15 protein-coding genes are annotated in these 17016 nt (G+C 67.2%); 13 read left to right on the top strand and 2 right to left on the bottom strand.

Translation table 11 applies throughout. The features are described 5' to 3' along the window. The first annotated feature begins 111 nt into the window (after positions 1–111). The 3 genes from CQY20_RS13130 to CQY20_RS13140 are packed head-to-tail and all read left to right on the top strand — an operon-like array spanning position 112 to position 2525. A complete protein-coding gene (locus CQY20_RS13130) occupies positions 112–885 on the top strand; it encodes a lysophospholipid acyltransferase family protein (RefSeq protein ID WP_097940527.1) in 774 nt (257 codons plus the stop codon). 5 nt (positions 886–890) lie between these two features. Then, positions 891–1667 (top strand): lysophospholipid acyltransferase family protein, encoded by a 777-nt coding sequence (locus CQY20_RS13135; protein WP_097940528.1) that lies wholly within the window; start codon positions 891–893, stop codon positions 1665–1667. A gap of 42 nt (positions 1668–1709) precedes the next feature. Further along, positions 1710–2525, top strand: coding sequence for an HAD family hydrolase (locus tag CQY20_RS13140; RefSeq protein ID WP_097940529.1), 816 nt, complete (start codon positions 1710–1712; stop codon positions 2523–2525). On the opposite strand, the gene CQY20_RS13145 is transcribed toward CQY20_RS13140, so the two are convergent. Together CQY20_RS13145 and CQY20_RS13150 are read right to left on the bottom strand one after the other, a co-directional pair. Then, positions 2526–4121 (bottom strand): N-acetylmuramoyl-L-alanine amidase, encoded by a 1596-nt coding sequence (locus CQY20_RS13145; RefSeq protein ID WP_097940530.1) that lies wholly within the window; start codon positions 4119–4121, stop codon positions 2526–2528. Between the two features lie 229 nt (positions 4122–4350). Next, complete coding sequence (locus CQY20_RS13150; protein ID WP_097940531.1) at positions 4351–5280, bottom strand: hypothetical protein; 930 nt, start codon at positions 5278–5280, stop codon at positions 4351–4353. Between the two features lie 158 nt (positions 5281–5438). On the opposite strand from CQY20_RS13150, the gene glf reads away from it, so the two are divergent. The 10 genes from glf (at position 5439) to culp6 (ending at position 16885) form a co-directional block, all read left to right on the top strand. Then, entirely contained in the window at positions 5439–6641 is a 1203-nt protein-coding gene (glf, locus tag CQY20_RS13155) for a UDP-galactopyranose mutase (RefSeq protein ID WP_207767274.1), read from the top strand. After that, positions 6638–8527 (top strand): glycosyltransferase, encoded by a 1890-nt coding sequence (locus CQY20_RS13160; protein ID WP_097940533.1) that lies wholly within the window; start codon positions 6638–6640, stop codon positions 8525–8527. Before glf ends, CQY20_RS13160 begins: the two co-directional genes overlap by 4 nt. Next, complete coding sequence (locus tag CQY20_RS13165; protein WP_097940534.1) at positions 8520–9044, top strand: phosphatase PAP2 family protein; 525 nt, start codon at positions 8520–8522, stop codon at positions 9042–9044. Before CQY20_RS13160 ends, CQY20_RS13165 begins: the two co-directional genes overlap by 8 nt. A gap of 38 nt (positions 9045–9082) precedes the next feature. Continuing rightward, complete coding sequence (locus CQY20_RS13170) at positions 9083–9991, top strand: decaprenyl-phosphate phosphoribosyltransferase (protein ID WP_097940583.1); 909 nt, start codon at positions 9083–9085, stop codon at positions 9989–9991. Next, on the top strand, positions 9969–11978 hold the full coding sequence (gene aftB, locus CQY20_RS13175; protein ID WP_272938810.1) for a terminal beta-(1->2)-arabinofuranosyltransferase: 2010 nt from the start codon (positions 9969–9971) through the stop codon (positions 11976–11978). Before CQY20_RS13170 ends, aftB begins: the two co-directional genes overlap by 23 nt. A gap of 174 nt (positions 11979–12152) precedes the next feature. Next, the gene (locus CQY20_RS13180; protein WP_097940535.1) at positions 12153–13112 is read left to right on the top strand and encodes an alpha/beta hydrolase; all 960 of its coding nucleotides are present in this window, start codon (positions 12153–12155) and stop codon (positions 13110–13112) included. A gap of 127 nt (positions 13113–13239) precedes the next feature. After that, positions 13240–14307 (top strand): esterase family protein, encoded by a 1068-nt coding sequence (locus CQY20_RS13185; RefSeq protein ID WP_097940536.1) that lies wholly within the window; start codon positions 13240–13242, stop codon positions 14305–14307. A 138-nt stretch (positions 14308–14445) separates the two neighbouring features. Further along, on the top strand, positions 14446–15327 hold the full coding sequence (locus CQY20_RS13190) for an alpha/beta hydrolase-fold protein (RefSeq protein WP_097940537.1): 882 nt from the start codon (positions 14446–14448) through the stop codon (positions 15325–15327). Between the two features lie 25 nt (positions 15328–15352). Next, positions 15353–15835, top strand: coding sequence for a DUF732 domain-containing protein (locus CQY20_RS13195; protein WP_234816230.1), 483 nt, complete (start codon positions 15353–15355; stop codon positions 15833–15835). A gap of 42 nt (positions 15836–15877) precedes the next feature. Then, positions 15878–16885 (top strand): carboxylesterase Culp6, encoded by a 1008-nt coding sequence (culp6, locus tag CQY20_RS13200; RefSeq protein WP_097940538.1) that lies wholly within the window; start codon positions 15878–15880, stop codon positions 16883–16885. The last annotated feature ends 131 nt before the right edge of the window (positions 16886–17016 follow it).

Genomic DNA, 17016 nt, shown 5'->3' on the forward strand with positions numbered 1-17016 from the left:
GCGGGTTTCGCCACCGATTCGACCGACATGGTGGCCGCCTGATCAGCCGGCGCCCACGGGCGGCTGCGGCACGGGTTCGGTTGGGCAGGTCACGACGCTAGGCTTCGTGATGTGGAACCGGTATACGGGACAGTCATCCAGCTCGCCCGCCTGATCTGGCGGATGCAGGGGTTGAAGTTCACCGTCACAGGCGTCGAGAACCTGCCTGTCACCGGGGGCGCCGTCGTTGCGATCAACCACACGAGCTACTTCGACTTCACGTTCGCGGGCCTGCCCGCGTACATGCAAAAGCGCGGGCGCAAGGTGCGATTCATGGCCAAGAAAGAGGTCTTCGATCACAAGATCGGCGGGCCGCTGATGCGAAAGCTCGGCCACATCGAAGTGGACCGCGCCGACGGTGCGGCCTCTTTCGAGAAGGCCTGCCAGAAGCTCAAGGAAGGCGAACTGGTCGGGGTCTATCCGGAAGCCACCATCAGCCGCAGCTTCGAGATCAAGGAATGCAAGACCGGCGCCGCGCGCATGGCCATCGCCTGCGACGTGCCGATCGTGCCGCACATCGTCTGGGGCGCCCAGCGGTTGTGGACCAAGGGGCATCCGAAGAACATGTGGCGGCCCAAGGTTTCGATCTCGGTGGCCGTCGGCGAACCGATCATGCCGACGCTGCCCGCCGCCGAACTGACCTCGCTGCTGCATTCCCGGATGCAGCACCTGCTCGAGCAGGTGCAAGACGACTACGGCCCGCACCCGCCCGGCGAGTACTGGGTGCCGCACCGACTCGGCGGCGGGGCGCCGTCACTGGCCGAGGCGAACCGGATGGACGCCGAGGAGGCCGCCGAGAAAGCGGCCCGCCGACAACAGCCCGGTCCTGCGGAAGCGCCAGGCTAGCGCGTATGGAGCCGGTTTTCCGCACGCTGGAGATCGCCGTTTCGGCGGCGGCGGCGGTCTCGGGTAGCCGCATCACGTTCCACGGTCTGGAGAACATCCCGGAGCGCGGTGGTGCGGTCATCGCGATCAACCACACCAGCTACATCGACTGGGCACCGGCGGCGCTGGCCGCCTACAAGCGGCACCGACGGCTGCGCTTCATGATCAAGCAGGAGATGACCGAGGTTCCGGTCGTCAACTTCCTGATCCGGCACACCGGGACGATCCCGGTCGACCGCAAGGCGGGCGCGGGCGCATACGCGGTCGCGGTGCAGCGGCTGCGCGAGGGCGAACTCGTCGGCGTGTACCCGGAGGCCACCATCAGCCGTAGCTTCGAGCTCAAGGAGTTCAAGACCGGTGCGGCCCGCATGGCGATCGACGCGCAGGTCCCGATCGTTCCGCTGATCGTGTGGGGCGCGCACCGGCGTTGGACCAAGGACCATCCGCGTACGCTGGGCCGGGCGAAAATCCCGATCACCGTGATGGTCGGGGCGCCCATTGCGCCGGCCGAGACGGTCGCGCAGACCGACGCGACGATGCGGGAGTCGATGACCACGATGCTGCACGCGGTGCAGGAGGCCTACGAGCATCCTGCGGGTGCCTGGTGGGTGCCGCGGCGCCTCGGTGGCTCGGCGCCGACGATGGAGGAGGCCCGCAGGCTCGACGAAATCGAGCTCGCCGAGCGCGCGCGCAAACGACAGGAGCGGCAGGCCCGCAAGCAACGAGAGCGTCAGGCCAAGTGAGCAACTCATGACCGAGGTGAGAAGCGAAGGCGGATCGCCGCGATGACACTGCCCGCGCTGATCGCGACGGACGTAGACGGCACGCTGCTCGACGACGACGAAAAAGTCAGCCCTCGAACGCGCAGCGTCGTGCGCGCGGCCGTGGAGGCGGGCGCGCAGTTCGTGCTGGCCACCGGCCGCCCGCCGCGCTGGGTGCAACCTGTCGTCGACGATCTTGGCTTCGCTCCGATGGCGGTGTGCGCCAACGGTGCCGTGATCTACGACCCGTCCATCGACCGCATCGTGTCGGCGCGGACGCTGTCGGCCGACGATCTCGCCGAGCTGGCCGAGATCGCCACCCGGGTCATCCCCGGGGCGGGGCTGGCCGTGGAGCGCGTCGGAGACAGCGCCCACGACGCGGCCACCCCGCAGTTCGTCAGCTCGCCCGGCTACGAACACGCCTGGCTCAACCCCGACAACACCGAGGTGTCCGTCGAGGACCTGCTCTCGGCGCCGGCGATCAAGCTGCTGATCCGCAAGGCGGGTGCGCGCAGCTCGGACATGGCGGCCGAGCTCGTCAAACACATTGGTACGCAGGGCGATATCACGTACTCCACCAACAACGGCCTCATCGAGGTGGTGCCGCTGGGTATCAGCAAGGCCACCGGAGTCGAGGAGGTGGCACGGCCGCACGGCATCGGCGCCGGGGACGTCGTGGCGTTCGGCGACATGCCCAACGACATCCCGATGCTGCGGTGGGCCGGACACGGTGTCGCCATGGGCAATGCTCATCCGGAAGCGGTCGAGGCCGCCGACGAGGTCACCGCGCCCAACACCGAGGACGGCCTGGCCCGCGTGTTGGAACGGTGGTGGATGTGATCAGCTCGGGTCGATCGGTTTGATCCGCTCCAACTGCACCGGCGGACCGTCGTCGGACAGCGGCGGCAATTCTTCGGGCACTCCGTCGATAACTCTTGTCACCGCGCCGGTTTCGCGGTCGAAGTTCAGTGTGCCGTGCTGGAAGTTCTGTACGATCCACTGCGGCTCGGCGATCTCGCCGCTGGTCGGCAGACCCAGCGCACCGCGCTCGTAGCCGAGCGCCGCCCACGCGTCGTAGATGGCACCGGTGAGTGGCTCGGCTCCGGTGTGCGGGGACCAGTAGATCGCGCCCTTCTCGAACGTGGCGTAACGGGCATCGCCCTCGGCCGCCGCCTCGAGCGACTTCGGCTCTCCCAGTGGGCTCTTCGGGCCGCCCATCTTCTCCCACTTGGCCAGGATCGCGCCGCCGCGAAGCAGGTCTTTCAAACTCGGCGGCCCCGGCGGCTCGTTGAATCGGGCTGCGATGTCACGGATTTGGTCCATCACCGCGTAGGCGGCGTTGCCGGGACACTCGGTGTTGCCGACGTCGCGGTGGGTGAAGATCGTCGGCAGCGTCGGGGTGGTGCCCCTCGGAAAGTTAGTGAACGAGCCGCCCGCCGACGTCAGCACCACGGTACCCCTCGGATCGAGGTGGTCCATGCCCAGCCGCCAGCCCAAAAGCCGTCCGACCGTGCGGATCTGGATCGGCGTCGGGGGTTCGATGTCGAAGTTGCCGAGCATCGCCACGCCCCAGGTGTTCTTGTTGAAGCCGCCGGTGTGGGCGCCCTCGACGGGCCGGTCGATGCCGCCCGCCCGGCCTTCGAACACCTGGCCGTACTTGTCGACCAGGGCGTTGTAGGCGATGTCGCACCAGCCCAGCGTGCGCGTGTGATACGCGTAGATGGACCGGACGATGGCCGCGGAGTCCTCGGGGCGGTAGTCGTTGCTCCCCGCGGTGTGGTGCACGATGCCCGCGCGCACCCCGTCGTCGTAGACGGTATTCGGGCATTTCATCGATTCGTCGGCGCCCCACTGGGCTCTCGTGATGATGTTCGGCGGCTGGCCGGGCGCGGTGACCGCGTTGGGCAGCGGCAGGTCACCGACCGGTGCCTGCGGTGGGCTGATCAACACCGCGTTGAGGTTCTGCCCGAACGGCGTGGTCGTGTTGGCGGGAATGTAGCCGAGGTCGGCCTTCGCGGGCTCTGCCTGCGGTTGTCGGACCGGGGCCGCCACTGCGGCCTGGCCGGGCCGGTTGACCGAGATCTGGACGGTGGTGGTGAGACCGACGAACACCGGTTCGGTGCCGCGCGGCCCTGACGCTCCGTCGCCGACGCCGTCGAGCGCCTCGGCCTCGTACCACGGCCCCCACGAGCCGTCGGGCTTCTTCGCGCGGACCCGCGCCGAGGTGCCGGTCAGATCCGCGGCGGTGAGCGCGACGAGGCTGAACGGGGTGTCCTGGTGGATCTCGCGGATGGTCTCGCCGCCGCCGACGCCGGTCAGCGGCTGCTCCGACAACTGGGTCTGCTCGGCGAGCGGGCGGCGGTCTTCGTCGTACGGCGTGCTGGGCAGTGCCCACGGCAGGATCACGATCGTGCCCGCGATCGCGGTGAAGAGCATCGGGTGCCTGCGCTGCCCGCGAGGAGCGGCAGAGCCCCTGCGCACGTGAGGAGCGGAGAAGCCCCTGCGCAGGCGAGCGGGCAAGGAACGGCGAACCGGCACGGACTGATGTTACGTATGGGTCAGTTGTTACCAGAGTTTCGACACGGCCGATATGGCATTTATCTGCACAGGGCGCGGCGCCGCAGAGCCCGCCACTTGACTCTGCGGCGCCGTCTTGGGGACAGGACTATGCGGGCGGCGGGGCCGGTGCCGGCGGCGGCACGGCGGCCGCGGCGGCCGGCTTCATCGCCGATGTGATCATCGGCATCACCACGCCCTTGAGCAGGTCGATGGCCTGGCCGGCGCCCAGTTGGTTTGCGGTATTGGACAATTCGCCGATCAGGCCGGTGCTGCCGGTGCTGGCGGGCATCGTGCCGAGGCCGAGGCCCGGGTCGCCGCCGAGGATTGGGTAGGTGCCCGCGGCGGGATCGAGCCCGATTGGCGCGGAGATCGGAATCTCACCCGGTGCGGGCAGGCCCGTGCCGTTCGAGATCGGCGTGGTCGCCAGCGGGTCCAGGCCGGTCACCGGCGGGGTGGTCAGCCCGCCCGGCGTCGCCCCGGTCGGACTCGTGAGCGCCGGGTTCAGGGCCGGGTTGGTCCCCGCGGCCGCCTCACCGCCGAGGCCCGGCATGCCCGCAGGACCACCAGGTGCCGGCGTGGCCGCAGGGTCGGTCAGCGCGGGATTGGTCAGCGCCGGATCGGTGAGTGCCGGCGCAGCCGCGGCAGGGTCGGTGCCGAGGCCTGGCGTCGTCAGACCCGGTGTCGCCGCCGGGCTGGTCAGCCCGGGAGACGTCAGGCCGGGCGAGGTGAGCCCGGGCGAGGTCAAGCCGGGCGAGGTCAACCCGCCGGGAGCGGTCAACGTCGTCGGCATCGACGAGTCGCCGGTAAGGCTGGGCATCGCAGGCAGGTTGATGCCGAACTGCGACAGGCCCTGCGACAGCGCTGACATCAGTTCGTTCGGCAGATCGGTCACCATGGCGGCGGAGCGGAACTCGCGCTGCTGGGGCGCGGGCTTGGTCAAGTCGGTGATCGCGGAAATTGCGAATGGACTCACAACGGCCACGGCGGCGACCGCGCTCATGGCTGTTGAGAGCTTGCGTCGACGTCGGTTCGGCACGGAAGTCTCCTCAATATCTGGACTACGTGTATTGGGCGGATACGTGATTGATGGTACTGGTGTGACTAGTGGGTCTAGAGTGACGATATGTAATCGTGAGCGAATCGCGACCTTGACCGTCTGTTGGATTCGGGGTCGCGCAGCGGGGTCGGATACCCTTGCTGCCGATGACCGCTCGCGTAGACCTCTTTGTCGTCGGCTCTGGATTCTTCGGCCTGACGATCGCCGAGCGCGTGGCGACCCAGCTCAACAAGCGGGTGCTCGTCCTCGAACGGCGCCCGCACATCGGTGGCAACGCCTACTCCGAACCCGAGCCGCAGACCGGCATCGAGGTGCACAAGTACGGCGCGCACCTGTTCCATACCTCCAACAAGAGGGTGTGGGACTACGTGCGCCAGTTCACCGAGTTCACCAACTATCAGCACAGGGTGTACGCGCTGCACAACGGGCAGGCCTACCCGCTGCCGATGGGGCTGGGCCTGGTGTCGCAGTTCTTCGGCAAGTACTACACGCCCGACGAGGCTCGCAGGCTGATCGCCGAGCAGGCCGCCGAGATCGACACCGCCGACGCGCAGAACCTCGAGGAGAAGGCGATCTCGCTGATCGGCCGGCCGCTGTATGAGGCGTTCATCAAGAACTACACCGCCAAGCAGTGGCAGACCGACCCGAAGGAGCTGCCTGCGTCGAACATCACCCGGCTGCCGGTGCGCTACACGTTCAACAACCGCTACTTCAACGACACCTACGAGGGACTGCCGGTCGACGGCTACACCAAGTGGCTGCAGAACATGGCCGCCGACGACCGTATCGAGGTGCGGTTGGACACCGACTGGTTCGACGTGCGCGACGAACTGCGGGGCGCCAACCCCGACGCCCCTGTCGTCTACACCGGGCCGCTGGACCGCTACTTCGACTACGCCGAAGGCCGATTGGGTTGGCGCACACTCGACTTCGAGCTCGAGGTGTTGCCGACCGGCGACTTCCAGGGCACCCCGGTGATGAACTACAGCGACCTGGACGCGGCTTATACCCGCATTCACGAGTTCCGCCACTTCCACCCCGAACGGGACTATCCCACCGACAAGACGGTGATCATGCGGGAATATTCGCGATTCGCCGACGCAGACGACGAGCCGTACTACCCGATCAACACCGAAGCCGACCGCGCGGTGCTGACCGCCTACCGCGCCCGCGCCAAAGCCGAAACCGCGGACGCCAAGGTGCTATTCGGTGGACGGCTGGGCACCTACCAGTACCTGGACATGCACATGGCCATCGCCAGCGCGCTGAACATGTACGACAACGTGCTGGCCCCGCACCTGCGCGACGGGACCCCGCTCACCGAAAGCGGCGCGGAATGAGCGGCAATGCGGTCAGCCTGCTCGCCCGCATCATCCTCCCGCGCCCCGGCGAACCGCTCGACGTCCGCAAGCTCTATATAGAGGAATCGAGCACCAACGCCCGCCGCGCACATGCCGCGTCGCGGACCGCGCTGCAGATCGGCGGCGAGTCGGAGGTGTCCTTCGCGACGTACTTCAACGCCTTCCCGGCCAGCTACTGGCGGCGGTGGTCGACGCTCAAATCGGTGGTGCTGCGCGCGGAGTTGACCGGCACGGGCCGCGTCGACGTGTATCGCAGCAAGGCCGACGGCGCGCGGATCTTCGTCGAGGGCAAGCCTTTCCAACACGAGGGCGACGAGCTCAAGGCCACCGAGTTCGAGATCGGGCTCGAGCCCTTCGAAGACGGCGGCTGGATCTGGTTCGACATCACCACCGACAGCCCGGTCACGCTGCACAACGCCGGGTGGTATGCGCCGGTGCCCGCGCCGGGTACGGCCAACATCGCGGTGGGCATCACCACGTACAACCGGCCCGGTGACTGCGTCAGCGCACTGCGCGCTCTGACGTCGGATCCGTTGGTGGACGAGGTGATCGGCGCGGTGATCGTGCCGGACCAGGGCACCGCCAAGGTCCGCGACCATCCCGAGTTCGCCGAGGCGGCCGAGCGTCTGGGGAACCGGCTGTCCATCCACGACCAGCCCAACCTCGGCGGCTCGGGCGGCTACAGCCGCGCGATGTACGAAGCGCTGAAAAACACCGACTGCCAACAGATCCTGTTCATGGACGACGACATCCGCATCGAGCCCGACTCGATCCTGCGGATGCTGGCGCTGAACCGGTTCGCCAAGACGCCGATGCTGGTCGGCGGGCAGATGCTCAACCTGCAGGACCCGGCGCATCTGCACGTGATGGGCGAGGTGGTCGGCAGGCACGACTTCATGTGGACCAACGCGCCGCACACCAAGTACGACCACGACTTCGCCCGCCATCCGCTCTACGACCGCTATTCGGACTCCAAGCTGCTGCACCGCCGCATCGACGTCGACTACAACGGCTGGTGGATGTGCATGATCCCGCGTGCGGTGGCCGACGAACTCGGCCAGCCGTTGCCGCTGTTCATCAAGTGGGACGACGCCGACTACGGGCTGCGCGCCGCCGAACACGGCTATCCGACGGCAACCCTGCCGGGTGCGGCGATCTGGCACATGGCGTGGAGTGACAAGGACGACGCCATCGACTGGCAGGCCTACTTCCACCTGCGCAACAGGTTGATCGTCGCCGCACTGCACTGGGACGGCGACGTGCGAGGGCTGGTCCGCAGCCATCTCAAGGCTACACTGAAACACCTTCTCTGCCTTGAGTATTCGACCGTCGCCGTGCAGAACAAGGCGATGGACGACTTTCTGGCCGGGCCTGAGCACATTTTCTCCATCCTGGGTTCCGCGCTGCCCGAGGTGCACGAGTTGCGCCGCAACTATCCCGACGCGGTGATCCTGCCGTCGGCCACCGAGCTGCCGCAGCCGTCGGGAATGGTCGGCCGGGTCGGCGAGCCGAGGACCGCGCCAGGCAAGGTGATTCGGCTGATGCGCGGGGTGCTGCACAACCTGAAGAAGGAAGACCCCGCTCATCATCAGCGGCCTCAGCTGAATGTGCCGACCCAGGACTCCCGCTGGTTCCTGCTGTGCACCGTCGACGGCGTGACGGTCACCACCGCCGACAGCCGCGGTGTGGTGTACCGGCAGCGCGACCGGGCGAAAATGTTTGCGTTGCTGCGTGAGTCGCTGCGCAGGCAGCGCAAGCTGCTGCGACGCTTCGACGAGATGCGCAAGGTCTACCGCGATGCGCTCCCGATGCTGTCCGGCGTGCAGCAGTGGGAGGCCGTCTTCTCGGAAAACGCTCATGGCTGAGGGGTTGCGCGGTGAGGAAGCCGCGCTCGTCGCGGTGCAGTCGGCATTGGCCGACCGGCCCGGTGTGCTTCAAACCGCCCGCGCCCTTTCGCATTTCGGTGAGCACAGCCTCGGATGGGTCGCACTCGCGGGCCTCGGGGCACTGGCGCAACCCGCCAAGCGTCGCGCATGGATCACCGCGGGGCTCGGTGCGTTCATCGCACATGCCGCCGCGGTCGTCATCAAGCGAGTGGTGCGGCGGGAGCGCCCGCATCATCCGAGTGTCGTCGTCAACGTCGGCACCCCGAGCCGGCTCAGCTTCCCGTCCGCGCACGCCACCTCCACAACGGCGGCGTCGATGCTGATGGCGCGGACGACGGGGCTGCCGCTGCCCGTTCTGCTGGTGCCACCGATGGCGTTGTCTCGCCTGGTCCTCGGCGTGCACTATCCCAGCGACGTGGTGACCGGCGTGGTGGTCGGCGCGGCCGTAGCCAAGGCCGTGGGTGTGTTTGCCGACCGGGCCGAGGGAGACTCATGAGCATCTCAAGTGACAGCAGTGCATCCAGGGCGGCGAAGATGAGCGAACCACCGGTCAAGGGCCCACCGAGCAACGTGGTCACCGGCCTGATCAAGGCGGCCCGTCCCCGCCAGTGGGTGAAGAACCTGCTCGTGCTGATCGCGCCGGTCGCGGCCTTCGGCAGCGACGTGTCCTACGACTTCCGCGATGTCGCGGTCAACGTATCCATCGCGTTCGTGGCGTTCTCGCTGGCGGCGTCGGCGGTGTATCTGGTCAACGACGCCCGCGACGTCGAGGCCGACCGCGCGCACCCGACCAAACGATTCCGGCCGATCGCCGCCGGCGTGGTGCCGGAGTGGCTGGCCTACAGCGGTGCGGTGGTGCTCGCGGCGGCGGCGCTGGCCGTGTCGTTTCTGGCGACGCCGAACCTGGCCGCCGTGATCGCGGTCTACATCGCGATGCAGCTGGCGTACTGCTTCGGCCTGAAACATCAAGCCGTCCTTGATATCTGCATCGTCTCCTCGGCGTACCTGATCAGGGCGATCGCGGGCGGTGTGGCGGCGGCGATCCCGCTGTCGCAGTGGTTCCTGCTGGTGATGACGTTCGGCTCGCTGTTCATGGTGGCGGGCAAGCGCTACGCCGAACTGCAACTGGCCGAGAAGACAGGCGCCAAGATCCGCAAGTCGCTGGAGTCGTACACCTCGACTTATCTGCGTTTCGTGTGGACCTTGTCGGCCACGGCGATGGTGGTCTGCTACGGCCTGTGGGCTTTTGAGCGCGATGGCGCAGGCGCATCCTGGTACGCCATCACGATGATCCCGTTCACGATCGCGATCCTGCGCTACGCTGTCGACGTCGACGGCGGCCTGGCCGGGGAACCGGAGGAGATCGCGTTGAAGGACCGGGTTCTTCAGCTTCTTGCGGTTGCGTGGATCGGAACCATCGGTGCCGCTGTCTTCTTCGGCTGACGTAGCGCCGGGGCCTGTCATCAGCAGGCTTCAGCGCGGCCCCGCGTTCCCGTTCGACATCACCGCACGAATCAGCCTCGGCTTTTCGGTCGTGGTGACCGCCGCGTTGTTCGCGTGGGGGGCGTGGCAGCGCCGCTGGATCGCCGACGACGGCCTGATCGTGTTGCGCACGGTGCGAAACCTGTTGGCGGGCAACGGTCCGGTGTTCAACAAGGGCGAGCGCATCGAGGCGAACACGTCCACGCTGTGGACCTACATGAACTATCTGGGCGCCCTCATCGGCGGGCCCACCCAGATCGAGTACGTGGCGTTGTGGTTGGCCCTCCCGCTCAGCGTCGCGGGTGTCGTGTTCCTGATGCTGGGCGCCGCGCGGCTGTACGCGCCGAGCCTGCAGGGCCGCCGCGTGCTGCTGCTGCCCGCGGGTGCGTTGGTCTATATCGCGGTGCCGCCCGCCCGCGACTTCGCCACCTCCGGGCTGGAAAACGGTTTGGTGCTGGCCTATCTCGGCCTGCTGTGGTGGATGATGGTGTGCTGGTCGCAGGCGTTGCGCAGCAATCCGGAGAACAGCACCGACGACAACGCGGTGAGCAGAGTCTTCGACGGCTGGCTGGCGTTTCTCGCCGGCCTCTCGGTGCTGGTGCGGCCGGAGCTCGCACTGATCGGCGGGCTGGCGCTGATCATGATGCTCATCGCGGCGCGGGGTTGGCGCAGGCGTGTGCTGATCGTGGTCGCGGGCGGTCTGCTGCCCGTCGCCTACCAGATCTTCCGGATGGGCTACTACGGTTTGCTGTTTCCCGGAACGGCTTTGGCGAAGGACGCGTCGGGCACCAAGTGGGCGCAGGGCTGGGTGTATCTGACCAACTTCGACGCCCCCTACATGCTGTGGATTCCGGTGCTGTTGCTTGCGGCGCTCGGTGCGTTGTTGCTGACCACCCGCAGCCGCCCGTGGTGGATCCGCAGGACGGTGCCGTACAACTACAGCCGGCTGGCCCGTGCGGTGCAGAGTCCGCCCGCGGTGGTGCTGTTCATCCTCGTCAGCGGGCTGCTTCAGGGCCTGTACTGGATCCGACAGGGTGGCGACTTCATGCACGGCCGGGTGCTGTTGACGCCGATGTTCCTTCTGCTCGCACCCTTGGCGGTGATTCCGATCGTGCTGCCCGACGGCACAAAGTTCAGCCGCGCCTTGGGATATCAGCTCGCCGGCGTGACGACGGTGCTGTGGCTCGCCGTCGTCGGCTGGTCGTTGTGGGCCGCGAACTCCCCCGGCATGGGCTATGACGCCACCCGTGTCACCTACAGCGGCATCGTCGACGAACGGCGCTTCTACTCGCAGGCCACCGGCCATCCGCACCCTCTCACCGCCGCCGACTACCTCGACTACCCGCGGATGCGCGCGGTGCTTGAGGCAATCGAGAACACCCCAGACGGCGCGCTGTTGTTGCCGTCGGGCAACTACGACCAGTGGGACGTGGTGCCCGCCATACCGCCGCCGCCGGACATGCCGCCCGAGGAGCGCAAGGCCTATATCGGCCCGCACACAGTGTTTTTCACCAATCTCGGCATGACCGGCATGAACGTCGGCCTCGATGTCCGTGTCATCGACCAGATCGGCCTCGCCAATCCGCTTGCCGCGCACACCGCGCGGTTGGAGGACGGGCGCATCGGGCACGACAAGAACCTGTTCCCGGACTGGGCCGTCGCCGAAGGCCCGTTCTTGAAGACCTATCCCTACATCCCGCGATACCTCGACGAGGATTGGGTGGCGCAAGCCGAGGCCGCGCTGAAGTGTCCGGCCACCGAGGCCATGCTCACCGCGATCCGTGCGCCGATGGGGCCGCGCCGGTTCCTGTCGAATCTGGTTCACGCGTATGAATTCACCAGGTACCGCATCGACCGCGTGCCGCTCTACGAGCTCCTTCGATGCGGTTTGGAGGTCCCGCCGCCGCGCAATCCGCCGTACACCGGGATGCCCGCCGCGGGGCCCTGACCTCGCCGATTTGTCAGCACGAGGGTTGTTCTGCTTTTCTTCTGCTTTCGGAATGCCTGCCGAACGCCGCTTTCGTAACGCCACGGCCCTCAAGGGCGATAAGCGGACGAACACCCGCCACCTCGACCGCTGCCACGCGGCGATGAACCACGAAATGGACGGTTAGACGAACAGATGCGTCGCCTTCTCGTCGCGCTGGCCGCGCTGTTGACGTCGGCCGCCCTGATCACCGTGGCGGGCCCGCCTGCGGCCCAGGCGTTCTCGCGCGAGGGCCTGCCGGTGGAGTACGTCGACGTGTACTCCACGGCGATGGGCCGCAACATCCACGTGCAGTTCCAGCCGGGCGGTCAAGGCGGCCAGGGCAAGGCGGTCTACCTGCTCGACGGGCTGCGCGCGCAGGACGACTACAACGGCTGGGACATCAACACCGCGGCGTTCGAGTGGTTTCACGACTCCGGCGTCGCCGTGGTGATGCCGGTCGGCGGGCAGTCGAGCTTCTACACCGACTGGTATTCGCCGTCGAGCTTCAACAACCAGCCCTATACATATAAGTGGGAGACCTTCCTCACCTCGGAGCTGCCCGCATGGCTGGCCGAGCACAAGCAGGTCTCGCCGACCGGCAACGGCGTGGTCGGGTTGTCGATGTCGGGCGGTGCCGCGCTGATCCTTTCGGCGTATCACCCCGACCAATTCCGTTATGCCGCATCGTTGTCCGGCTTCCTGAACCCGTCGGCGGTGTTCATGCAGCAGGCGATTCGCGTCGCGATGCTCGACGCGGGCGGCTACAACGTCGACAACATGTGGGGTCCGCCGTGGGACGGCGCCTGGAAACGCAACGACCCCGTCAAGCAGGTCTCGCGCATCGTGGCCAACGGCACCCGGCTGTGGATTTACTGCGCACCGGGCGGCGCCACCGAGCTCGACCTGGGCGCCGATCCCGGTCAGGCGCTCAACGCCAGCAGCCTCGAGGGACTGGCCCTGCAGAGCAACAAAGAGTTCGAGGCGGCCTACAAAAAGGCCGGTGGACGCAACGCGACCTTCGAGTTTCCGGCCGCGGGAAACCACGCCTGGCCGTACTGGGGCGCGCAGTTGCAGGCCCTCAAACCAGACCTGATCACGACCCTCAACGGCTGAGGAGTGACCAGGGACGACACAAGCTGAGGAGAGATATCACACCGAGGTGTGGTTGACTACACGGGCACCCGTGCCGAGTGGACCTCGAATCACGGGTGCGGCATACGACAGATGGGATGAATGAAGCATGAAGTTCGTTGGGAAGATGCGCGGCGCCTGGACGCGCCGGCTCACGATTGCGGCCGTCGTGGCCGCCGTGCTGTCCGGCCTGGTCAGTGCCGTCGGGGGCTCGGCGACTGCGGGGGCGTTCTCACGGCCGGGTCTGCCGGTCGAGTATCTGATGGTTCCGTCAGCGGCGATGGGACGTGACATCAAGGTTCAGTTCCAGAACGGCGGCCCCAACGCACCGGGCGTGTATCTGCTCGACGGGCTCCGGGCGCAGGATGACTTCAACGGCTGGGACATCAACACCGCGGCGTTCGAGTGGTACGTCGACTCCGGTCTCGCCACGATCATGCCGGTCGGCGGCCAGTCCAGCTTCTACAGCGACTGGTACGAGCCGGCGTGCGGCAAGGCGGGTTGCCAGACCTACAAGTGGGAGACGTTCCTGACCCAGGAGCTGCCCGCCTACCTGGCTGCCAACAAGGGCGTGAACCCGAACCGCAACGCGGCGGTGGGTCTGTCGATGGCCGGTTCGTCCGCGCTGACGCTGGCGATCTACTACCCGCAGCAGTTCCAGTACGCGGCGTCGCTGTCCGGCTTCCTGAACCTCTCCGAGGGCTGGTGGCCGATGCTGGTCGGTCTGTCGATGGGTGACGCGGGCGGCTACAAGTCCGAGGACATGTGGGGTCCGTCCAGCGACCCGGCCTGGAAGCGCAACGACCCGATGGTCAACATCAGCAAGCTGGTCGCCAACGGCACCCGCGTCTGGGTGTTCTGCGGTAACGGCAAGCCGGGTGACATCAACGGTCAGATCGCAGGCGACAACTTCAACGCCAAGTTCCTGGAGGGCTTCACGCTCCGCACGAACAAGACGTTCCAGGAGAAGTACATCGCGGCAGGCGGCAAGAACGGCGTGTTCAACTTCCCGTCGGCCGGCACGCACAGCTGGGAGTACTGGGGCCAGCAGCTGCAGCAGATGAAGCCCGACATCCAGCGGGTGTTGGGTGCCACCCCGCAGCCGAGCACTCCGATCGCCACGGACGAGGCGCCGGCGGCGGAGACGGAGAACGCGTCGGCCACCACGGGCGGCTGAGCGGCTCCCGCAACCGATTAGCGACGGACGGCGGCGATTTCCCACGGGGAGTCGCCGCCGTCAGTCGTTTCCGCGGCGCGCGGTGATGTGGTTCACTGCATTGCGCGGGGGATCGGCCAACGACGTGAGGTGGGGCAGATGCGTGTCTTTGTCAGAGCGATCTTGAGCGTGATGCTGGCTGCGGGCCTCTGGTCAGCCACCACGCCGGTCGCCAAGGCCGATGGCGTCGAGTACCTGATGGTGCCGTCGGCCGCCATGGGCCGTGACATCCCCGTCGCATTCCAGGCCGGCGGACCGCACGCCGTGGTGTTGCTCGACGCGTTCAACGCCGCGCCGGACGTGAGCAACTGGGTCACCGCGGGCAACGCCATGAACACGCTCGCCGGCAAAGGCATCTCGGTGGCCGCACCCGCGGGCGGCGCGTGGAGCATGTACACCAATTGGGAGCAGGACGGCAGCAAGCAGTGGGAGACGTTCCTCGCCGACGAGCTGCCCAACTGGCTGGCCGCCAACAAGGGGCTCGCGCCTAACGGGCACGGCATCGTCGGCGCCGCGCAGGGCGGCTACGGCGCGATGGCCATGGCCACGTTCCACCCCGACCGCTATCGCTACGCCGGCTCGCTGTCGGGCTTCCTCACCCCGTCGAACACCTACATGAACGGCGCCATCACCGACGGCCTGCTGCGCTTCGGCGGCCTGGACATTCGCAACATGTGGGGTTTGCCACAGTTGGGCCGCTGGAAGTGGCACGACCCCGACGTGCACATTCAGTTGCTGGCGGACAACAACACGCGGCTGTGGGTGTTCAGCCCCGGCACGCTGACCTGTAGCGATCCCGCCGCGATGATCGGCTACTGCGAGCAGGCGCAGGGCAGCGCGCGCAGCTTCTACCAGCACTATCGCGTCGTCGGCGGGCACAACGGGCACTTCGACTTCCCGCCCGACGGCCAGCACGACTGGTCGACGTGGGGACCGCAGCTGGCGGCCATGTCGGGCGAACTCGTCGCCACGATCAAGTAACTTAAAGCGCCGGTACCTTGGAGTCGTGCTGCACACGGTTCGGCGACGGCCGAAATGGTCGACGAGCTTCGCCGTCACGTCCTCTCTGGTCGCACCGCTCACCGCGGTGCTGACCGGCTGCTCGGCAGGTGACGCGATGCTGCCGACGATGGCGGTACCTTCGCCGTCGGTGGTGCACTCGCGTGCTCAGGCCAAGGGCGGCGCGCTGCCGCCGGAGGACGCCGCGCCGAACACCTTCACGGTGACCGCGCAGCAGCGTGCGTATCTCGACGCGTTGAAAGCCGCAGGCATCCGGCCGTCGAGCGAACTTCTGGCGTTGAGCATCGGGTCGTATGTGTGTCAGGCGCGGGCGGCCAAGCAATCGGATCAGGCTGTGTGGGATTACGTGAAGCCGTTGGTCCGCAACGACGTGCGCAAGACACAACTCAACGCGGTGGCGCCGTCACCGGCACAGGTGAACGCCGCGACCGCCGACTACATTCGGATCGCCACCGAGCGACTCTGCTGACCACTACCGCGCACATAGGCACATAAGGAGCACGACAACTAAATGGCCACCAATAGTCGCCGCAAGCGTCACCGGCTGCTCGCCCTGATCGCGGCGGGCGCGATGGCGCTCGTCGTGGTGCTGGTCGTCGTGGTGGTGATCGTGGTCATCCGCCAGCCCGAGAAGACCGAGACCGCCGTGCCGCCCAGCGCGGTGCCGCCCACCGGGGCGTCGCCGACGAAGAAGCCGCGCCCGGAGTTCCAGGACGCCAGCTGCCCCGACGTGCAACTGGTTTCGATCCCCGGCACCTGGGAGTCGTCGCCGACACTCGACCCGTTCAACCCGGTCCAGTTCCCGATAGCGTTGCTGCTCAACGTCACCAACCCGCTGCGTGAGCAGTACGGCACCGACCGGCTCGAGATCTACACCGTCCCCTACACCGCGCAGTTCCACAATCCGCTGTCGGCCGACAAGCAGATGTCCTACAACGACAGCCGCGCCGAAGGCACGCGCAACGCCGTCAAGGCCATCACGGACATGAACAACCGCTGCCCGCTGACCAGCTATGTGCTGATCGGCTTCTCACAGGGCGCCGTGATCGCCGGCGACATCGCCAGCGACATCGGCAACGGGCGCGGTCCCGTCGACGCCGACCTTGTGCTGGGCGTGACGCTCATCGCCGACGGCCGCAGGCAGGCAGGCGTCGGTGTGGACGTCGGCCCGAACCCGCCCGGCCAGGGCGCCGAGATCACGCTGCACGAGGTGCCGATGCTGTCGCAGATGGGGCTGACCATGACCGGCCCGCGGCCCGGCGGATTCGGTGTGCTCAACGACCGCACCAACGAGATCTGCGCGGCCGGCGACCTGATCTGCTCTGCGCCGCAGGAGGCGTTCTCGATCGCCAACCTGCCAAGAACGATGGAGATCCTCGGCGGCGGGGCGGGCCAACCCGTGCACGCGATGTACAACACCACGCAGTTCTGGAATCTGGGCGGAGCGCCCGCCACGGCGTGGACGCTGGATTGGGCCAAGCAGATCATCGATGCCGCGCCGCATCCAAAACATGGCTGACACGTGATCAGACGGGATTTGGCGTGCGGCTAGCGGTCGAATAACATTAAGAAAAAACTAAGACTGACGACTTACGGCTGGGCGGAAAAACCTGGTCACAGGCGTACCATCACGTGCTAGCCGACGGGCGC

This window comes from Mycolicibacterium agri, from assembly GCF_002553505.1.
In the GTDB taxonomy this organism is placed as follows: domain Bacteria; phylum Actinomycetota; class Actinomycetes; order Mycobacteriales; family Mycobacteriaceae; genus Mycobacterium; species Mycobacterium agri.

Bases quoted from the DNA above. Each gene is read 5' to 3' on its own strand.
- CQY20_RS13135 (WP_097940528.1), top strand. From the start codon at position 891: ATGGAGCCGGTTTTCCGCACGCTGGAGATCGCCGTTTCGGCGGCGGCG.
- CQY20_RS13190 (WP_097940537.1), top strand. From the start codon at position 14,446: ATGCGTGTCTTTGTCAGAGCGATCTTGAGCGTGATGCTGGCTGCGGGC.
- CQY20_RS13145 (WP_097940530.1), bottom strand. From the start codon at position 4,121: ATGCTCTTCACCGCGATCGCGGGCACGATCGTGATCCTGCCGTGGGCA.
- CQY20_RS13180 (WP_097940535.1), top strand. From the start codon at position 12,153: ATGCGTCGCCTTCTCGTCGCGCTGGCCGCGCTGTTGACGTCGGCCGCC.
- CQY20_RS13140 (WP_097940529.1), top strand. From the start codon at position 1,710: ATGACACTGCCCGCGCTGATCGCGACGGACGTAGACGGCACGCTGCTC.
- culp6 (WP_097940538.1), top strand. From the start codon at position 15,878: ATGGCCACCAATAGTCGCCGCAAGCGTCACCGGCTGCTCGCCCTGATC.
- CQY20_RS13170 (WP_097940583.1), top strand. From the start codon at position 9,083: ATGAGCGAACCACCGGTCAAGGGCCCACCGAGCAACGTGGTCACCGGC.
- CQY20_RS13185 (WP_097940536.1), top strand. From the start codon at position 13,240: ATGAAGTTCGTTGGGAAGATGCGCGGCGCCTGGACGCGCCGGCTCACG.
- CQY20_RS13160 (WP_097940533.1), top strand. From the start codon at position 6,638: ATGAGCGGCAATGCGGTCAGCCTGCTCGCCCGCATCATCCTCCCGCGC.
- CQY20_RS13165 (WP_097940534.1), top strand. From the start codon at position 8,520: ATGGCTGAGGGGTTGCGCGGTGAGGAAGCCGCGCTCGTCGCGGTGCAG.